The organism is Nitrobacter sp. 62-13 (assembly GCF_001896955.1).
Taxonomy (GTDB): domain Bacteria; phylum Pseudomonadota; class Alphaproteobacteria; order Rhizobiales; family Xanthobacteraceae; genus Nitrobacter.
In genome coordinates this window covers 1-7,410 of record NZ_MKRN01000100.1, presented here as the reverse complement: position 1 = coordinate 7,410, position 7,410 = coordinate 1, and the positions used below count along the sequence as shown (strand labels likewise).

Annotated in this window: 3 protein-coding genes and 1 pseudogene; all 4 read right to left on the bottom strand. The window is 62.0% G+C overall.

The annotated features are described in order from the left end of the window. Window positions 1–7: 7 nt before the first annotated feature. Window positions 8–265, bottom strand: coding sequence for a PilZ domain-containing protein (locus tag BGN91_RS08890; protein WP_292612373.1), 258 nt, complete (start codon window positions 263–265; stop codon window positions 8–10). Window positions 266–502: 237 nt separating this feature from the next. Beyond that, complete coding sequence (locus BGN91_RS08885; RefSeq protein ID WP_292612371.1) at window positions 503–2,506, bottom strand: ABC transporter ATP-binding protein; 2,004 nt, start codon at window positions 2,504–2,506, stop codon at window positions 503–505. A gap of 124 nt (window positions 2,507–2,630) precedes the next feature. Then, window positions 2,631–4,679, bottom strand: a complete 2,049-nt coding sequence (locus BGN91_RS08880; protein ID WP_292612369.1) for an FAD-dependent oxidoreductase — start codon at window positions 4,677–4,679, stop codon at window positions 2,631–2,633. 291 nt (window positions 4,680–4,970) lie between these two features. Beyond that, window positions 4,971–7,410, bottom strand: a pseudogene (locus BGN91_RS08875) (DNA-directed RNA polymerase subunit beta'); the annotation flags it as partial.

Genomic DNA, 7,410 nt, shown 5'->3' with positions numbered 1-7,410 from the left:
CAGCCTGCTAGGCGATGAACCTGACGCCCAGTGTCGTTCCGTTCCGCCAGACAGCCTGGCATCGACGGCCGGTTCTTGCGTCGCGCGAGAAGGTCAGTTGAAAACCGGCCGACGCCGCGCTGGCGTCGTCCACGGCGATCTTGGCGCCCGTCGTCGACAGGTCGATGACGAAACATGGTCGTCTGGCGAAGCCGCCGTCGAGGATGATCCACGCGGATTGCCGGACCGACTTGCGGCTCTGCCTTTTTTTCTCTGCATCGATCATGCGCTCGGTTCCCGCGCTTCCGCGCGATCCTTCTTTACGTCCGCGCCTTGCGCGACTGGAGCGGACGAACCTGCACCTTCAGTCTTAAAACCGGTGCTCGGCCATTGCATCCGCGAAACAAAATATATCATCCCGCAAGCGCGAAACGAACAGGGCCGCGACGAAACGGGCAAATTGGTTAAACTTGGTATTAATATTTTCTCACTTCGATCGCATAATTCGCATAGGCAGAAACGCCTACTCGTCGTCGCTATCGTCGTCGTCATGCCCGTGACCCTGGTCGTCCCAGAGCTTGCGGTAGAGGCCGTGGCTTTTCATCAGCTCGGAATGTGAGCCCCGCTCGACGGCCCGGCCGCCGCTGACGACGATGATCTCGTCCATATCGACAACCGATGTCAGGCGATGGGTCGAAAAGATCATGGTGCGTCCCTTGGCCACCCTGAGAAGCGTGCGGTTGATCGCGGCTTCGGTGGTCTGGTCGAGTGCGGACGTCGCCTCATCAAGCAGCAAAATCGAGGGATCGCGAACGATCGCGCGCGCAATCGCGATGCGCTGGCGCTGGCCGCCTGACAGCGTATCGCCCCGCTCGCCGACGACGGTCTCGTAGCGTTGGGGCAGGCTCATGATGAATCGATGAATCTCAGCCTTTTTTGCCGCAGCCTCGACCTCCGCGTCGCTCGCGTCCTCCTTGCCGAGACGGATGTTTTCGCGGATCGACGTGTTGAACAGCATGTTCTCCTGAAACACGATCGCCATGCTTGATCGCAGCGACTCGCGCGTCACCTTCCTTATATCGACGCCGTCGATGGTGACACGGCCTTCATCCGGCACATAAAGGCGCAGGATCAGATTGAGCAGCGTGCTCTTGCCTGAACCGCTCGGCCCGACAATCGCGATGCGCTTTCCGACATCGAGCCTGAGAGTGAGATTGTCGAGGACCGGTGTCTCGGCGCCCTCGTATCGGAACGTCACGCGATCGAAGGTGATGTCATGGGTGATGCGCGGCAGGTCAGGGGCGCCGGGACGGTCGACGCCGCGCGTCGGTTCGTCGAGCAGTTCCTGCATGTGGCGCACGGCCGCCGCGGCCTGAACCGAGACCGGCACATAAGACATCAGATGGGCGATATTGTACGAGATTTCCCAGAACGCGCTTTCGAACGTCACGAACGTTCCGATCGTGATCTGCCCGCTGGTCGCGAGATAGGCGCCGATGCCGAGGACGACGAGGTGCAGCAGCAGCACGGCGATCGTGACCGACCGCTCGACCATGCTCGACAGGAACGTGGAGGATGCGATCTTCTTTCTGGTCTCCTCATTGCGGACGGTGAACCAGCCGCGGGCCCGACGCTGCAGACTGAAGGCCTTGACCAAAGCCTGCGCGGCGATGTTTTCCTGAACCACGCCGAGGATCGCCGACTCGTTGACCTTCTGCTCATAGTTGGCCTGCACCGCCTTCGGCGTGAGGATGCGCGGGCCGATCAGTGTGATCGGAAAGATCAGCAACGCCACCACCGCCAGGGGCCAGCTCAAGAACAACATCAGAACGATGCCTGCCACCAGCTCCATCGCCGGAAGCAGGGCCGTGTTGGCGAGCGCCTTCGTCGCACCTTCAAACGCCGAGAGATCGACGGAAAAGCGCGACAGGATTTCACCACGCCGGACGCGCGCAAAAAATGCCGACGGCAGATCCTGCACGTGATCGAACAGCCGCTGCCGCACCTCCGAGACAATCGACGACGACAGCCACGCGTCCCATCGTTCGTACCAGATCGAGATCAGTGAGGTGACGATGCCGGCGACTGCGAGCACCGACAGGATGCGTATCAGAACGACGAAATCCTCTTCGCCGAGCGCATCGTCGATCAGAAACTTGAGACTAAGCGGCATGATGACGTTGAACAGCGTCTCGACCAGCAGGCCGAAGCCGACGAACGTCAATGCCTTCCGGTAGTTCCGGAGCGAGGGCCGGATAAACGCATAGATCGTCGCCAGCGCACCGGCGGCCTCACGCGCGGTATAAACAACGAGATCCTCGTCATCGTCGAGGTCGAGCTGGTCGTTCTCGCTTTCATCCCCGTCGTCGTCGTCTTCGTCATCGTCGACAGAGGCATGAGGCCCCGCAACAGGCTTGCCCGGCGGCGAGACCGGCGCCGGCCCGGTCCCGGCGTGCGGGTTCGTCGGCAGGACCCGTGCCGCATCATCGGGAGCGGGCGGAGCGTCGAGCGGCGGCACCTTGGGCACGATCGGGTTTTACCGTTGCGGACGGCCAGTCCGGCCGTCGTATGAAAACGAAGGTCCTTTGACCGACCCGAGACACCCCACGACTGAAACCGGGTGCAGGCTCCGGGGGTCGTCCGATGAGGACTTAAGCGTCCTCGACCTTGTCGAACAGGCAATAACGCAGGCTTTCGGAATCCGCGTACCACTGGTCCGGTCCCTTGCCGGCGGCAAGGGCCGCAGCCCACAACTCATCGGTGCGGTCGTCGCGGTTCATGGCAAGATCGAAGCCGTTGTTGAAAAAGATCTCCGACCATTCCCACCAGGTACCGAGCTTCTTCACGCCTCGCAGCAGATCGTAACGGTCGATCAGGGCCGGCTTCATGTCGGAGGTGACGGAGCCGAAAATCAAGCCAGTCCCGACGACGCGATTCAGTTCGCGAACCGCCCGCGACGTCCGGGATTCCGGAACATGGCACAGGCTCGTTTCATAGACGAAATCGAACTGTCCATCCTCGAACGGCATGTCGACGATCGAACCAAGCCGGTTGAACGTCCGTAGCGCCGCCGGCGTCATCGCATGAATGGCGCGGTTGTTCTCGATGCCCCAGGCGTCGATGCCGCGGGCGCGCAACGCGCCAACCAATTCACCGCTCGCCGATCCCGCCACCAGCAGCTTGTAGTCGGTTGTCGTCCTGTTCCAGGCGATACGGATCAGGTCGATCAGGAAGTCCGGATCGCTGAACTGCCGCCAGACCTCGCGATAAAGGCCGAGGCCGCGATAGTTCTCGAAGTAATCTCGGTTGATCCGGTCGAAGGCGTTGACGCCCTTCCCGCCGCGGGCGCGGCGGAGTTTCATCATCTCGCTGACCACGATATCGGTCGCCGCATCCGATGAATCCAAAAGGCCGTTGAGCGTCGAATCGAACAGGTAGTCGCCGACCAGAACCAGCCCCGGATGATCCTTCGGCTCGGGCCGATGGTTGGTCATCACGTCGCGCGCGGGAAGGCCGCCGGGAATCGCGTTGACCGACGACATCCAGCGATGGACTTTACCTTCGAGAAAATGCGCGCGCGCGTTGCCGAGCGAGGCCGGCAGCGACTTCAGCGCCGTCTCGGTCAGTTCCTTGTCGCTGAGGTTCGCGAACGCCAGCGCGTCGGAGCCGGCGATCAGCCAGTTCAGCACGCCGTGACGGCCGACATTGTGCCGCGCGCCTTCGTTGTAAACACAGCAGCCGCCAAAGGCTTCGGACATGAACCACGCGCCCGAAATCTTCTCGCCCCAGAACGGTTCGTCGAACAGCACCGACACGCGCAGGTAGTGCGCCGGCCGGTCGAAGTAGGCGACGTGCTTGACCATCGACTTGCGCAACTGCTCGCCGTCCCATCCGACCGTCGCGAGCCAGCTATGGGGCAGACACATGATGACGAGATCGAAGTCGCGGGTCTCCGGTCCCTTGCCGTTCATCATATTGAGCTGATAGCGGCCGCCCGGCGTCTTTCCGACCTTGAGGACGCGGTGATTGAGCTGGATGTCCGCATCGACCTCCGACCTCAGGCAATCGATCAACTGCTCGTTGCCGTTCTGGATCGAATACAGCCCGATATAGCCGTCCACATCCATTACGAAGTTCTTGAGCGCATTCAGCCCGTTGGTGTTGTGGCTCTCGGTGGCGATATCGGAGCGCGCCATCACCTTGAAGAAGCGCCTGGCGACCGGGTCGGCGACCTCCTTGTCGAGCAGTTCCTCGGCCGTCATGAACGCCCAGGGATGCTCATTGTCGCGCGCGCCTTCATAATATGCGATCGGCGACATCATCTCGGTGCAGCGCTTGCGGAAGGCCTCGATGGCATCGGCGGTTCGTGCGCCGTATTTGCGGCGCATGCCGGGGACGTCGTCGAGCAGTTCGCCGTCGAATTGAACCTGCCCCGCATCCATCGGAATCGTCTGCAATCCGAAATGCTGGATCAGTTCGCGCAGCGGATCCGGTCCGGTCATGGAGTAGTCGTAGATTTCGGCAACTCCCGCCTCGTACATCGCCGGCGCGGTCTCGAACTTGCGGGTCAGCAGCTTGCCGCCGAGGCGGTCGGAAGCCTCAAAGATGGTGACGCGACACAGTTCTCCGAGCTTTTTCCTGAGGTGCCAGGCACTCATCAGCCCGCCAGGGCCGCCACCGACAATTGCGAGATCAAGCATATTCTTCTTTCGACATCCGCGCCTGGCGCTTTCGCAGCCCGGACCCGGCCTTTCTCTGGCTACGCGGCCAGCGACGTTCAGCCAATGGAAGAGAAAGCGTCGGCTTCCCCGCCCCTCATTTTTACCTGCCGCCGTATTCGATTCGTGAGTCTGGTGGCCAACTTAGAAAAAGCCCTTTCCACATGAAGGGAAGATGAACAAACCGATCCTCGACGAAAAAAGCACGCCGGACCCGCGCGATAAAAAAAGGCCGGCGAACGCCGGCCTTTTTTGCGTGAGATCAGGTGATTCCTACTCCACCGGTGGAAGCGCCAGCGGTTCGGCTTCCGGAGCGGACGGCACGATCGCGGCCTGCTTCTCGCGCTCGTCGAGAATCAGCTTGTCGCGCTTGACCGCGACCTCGCGAATCTTGGCCATCGAGGCGCCGGTGCCTGCCGGGATCAGCCGGCCGACGATGACGTTTTCCTTGAGGCCTTCGAGTGGGTCCACCTTGCCGTTGACGGCGGCTTCGGTGAGCACGCGGGTGGTCTCCTGGAACGACGCCGCCGAGAAGAACGAGCGGGTCTGCAGGCTCGCCTTGGTGATGCCGAGAAGGACGGGCGATCCCGTCGCGACCTTCTTGCCCTCTTCCCTCGCCTTGGCGTTGAGCCGGTCGAACTCGATCTTGTCGATCTGCTCGCCCGAGATCATGTCGGTCTCGCCCTGATCGGTAATCTCGACCTTCTGGAGCATCTGACGGACAATCACCTCGATGTGCTTGTCGTTGATGAGCACGCCCTGCAACCGGTAGACTTCCTGGATTTCGTTGACCAGATAGGCAGCGAGCTCCTCGATGCCCTTGATCGCCAGGATGTCGTGCGGCGCCGGATTGCCCTCGACGATGAAGTCACCCTTCTCGACGATGTCGCCATCCTGCAGATGGATGTGCTTGCCCTTCGGAATGAGGTACTCGCGAGCCTCCTCTTCCTTGTCGACCGGTTCGATGGAGATGCGGCGCTTGTTCTTGTAGTCGCGGCCGAATCGGATGGTGCCGGCGATTTCAGCGATGATGGCCGCGTCCTTCGGCCTGCGGGCCTCGAACAGTTCGGCCACCCGCGGCAGACCGCCGGTGATGTCGCGGGTCTTGGCGCTCTCGGTCGAGATACGCGCAAGAATGTCGCCCGGCTTCACCTTGGCTCCGACGTCGACCGACAGAATGGCGTCGACCGACAGCATGTAGCGGGCATCGCCGCCACGTGCGAGCTTCAGCACCTTGCCGTCCTTGCCCTTGATCACGATGGCCGGGCGCAGATCCGCTCCGCCGCGCGTGCCGCGCCAGTCGATGACGATGCGCTTGGCGATACCGGTGGATTCGTCGAGCGTTTCGGAGATCGACTGACCTTCGATCAGGTCTTCGAATCCGATGGTGCCCTCCACCTCGGTCAGAACCGGCCGGGTGTAGGGATCCCACTCGGCGATCCGCTGGCCGCGCTTGACCTGATCGCCCTCGTCGACATGCATGCGCGCGCCGTACTGGATGCGGTGCGTCGCACGCTCCGTGCCGTCCGCGTCGACGACCGCGACAACCATGTTGCGCACCATCGCGACCAGATGGCCTTCGCCGTTTCTTGCGATCGCCCTGTTCCTGATCGTGATCTTGCCGTCGAAGTTCGACTCGATCACCGACTGCTCGTTGATCTGCGCCGCGCCGCCGATGTGGAACGTGCGCATCGTGAGCTGCGTGCCGGGCTCGCCGATCGACTGCGCCGCGATGACGCCGACCGCCTCGCCGTGATTGACCGGAGTGCCGCGGGCCAGATCGCGGCCGTAGCACTTGCCGCAGATGCCGTTGACCAGTTCGCAGGTCAGCGCCGAGCGGATCTTGACCTCCTGGATGCCGGCCTTTGAGATCTGGTCGACATGGCTTTCCTCCATCAAGGTGTTGCGCTTGACCAGCACCTTGTTGCTCGCGGGATCGCGAATGTCCTCGCACGCCGTGCGTCCCAGGATGCGCGACCCGAGCGACGCCACCACCGTGCCGGCGTCGACGATGGCGCGCATCTTGATGCCGAGCTTGGTGCCGCAGTCGTCCTGCGTGATGATGCAGTCCTGCGCGACGTCGACCAGACGGCGCGTCAGGTAGCCCGAGTTCGCGGTCTTCAACGCGGTGTCAGCGAGACCCTTGCGGGCGCCGTGGGTCGAGTTGAAGTATTCGAGAACCGACAGCCCTTCCTTGAAGTTCGAGATGATCGGCGTCTCGATGATCTCGCCCGACGGCTTGGCCATCAGGCCGCGCATGCCGGCGAGCTGGCGCATCTGGGCCGGCGAACCGCGCGCGCCCGAATGCGCCATCATGTAGATCGAGTTGATCTGCGCCTCGACGCCCTTGGAGCTTTTCTTGACCGACGAAATCTCCTTCATCATCTCCTTGGCGATTTCTTCCGTCGCCTTCGACCAGGCGTCGACGACCTTGTTGTACTTCTCGCCATGGGTGATCAGGCCATCGTTGTACTGCTGCTCGAAGTCCTTCGCCAGCGTGCGCGTGGTGTCGACGATCTTCCACTTCCCGTGCGGAACGACCATGTCGTCCTTGCCGAACGAGATGCCGGCCTTGAACGCGTTGTAGAAGCCGAGCGCCATGATCCGGTCGCAGAAGATCACGGTCTCCTTCTGACCGCAGTGGCGATAGACCTGATCGATCACGCCGGAGATTTCCCGCTTGGTCATCAGCTTGTTGATGATGTCGAACGAG

Coding starts and splice junctions, on each gene's coding strand:
- BGN91_RS08890 (WP_292612373.1), bottom strand. CDS start 265: ATGATCGATGCAGAGAAAAAAAGGCAGAGCCGCAAGTCGGTCCGGCAA.
- BGN91_RS08880 (WP_292612369.1), bottom strand. CDS start 4,679: ATGCTTGATCTCGCAATTGTCGGTGGCGGCCCTGGCGGGCTGATGAGT.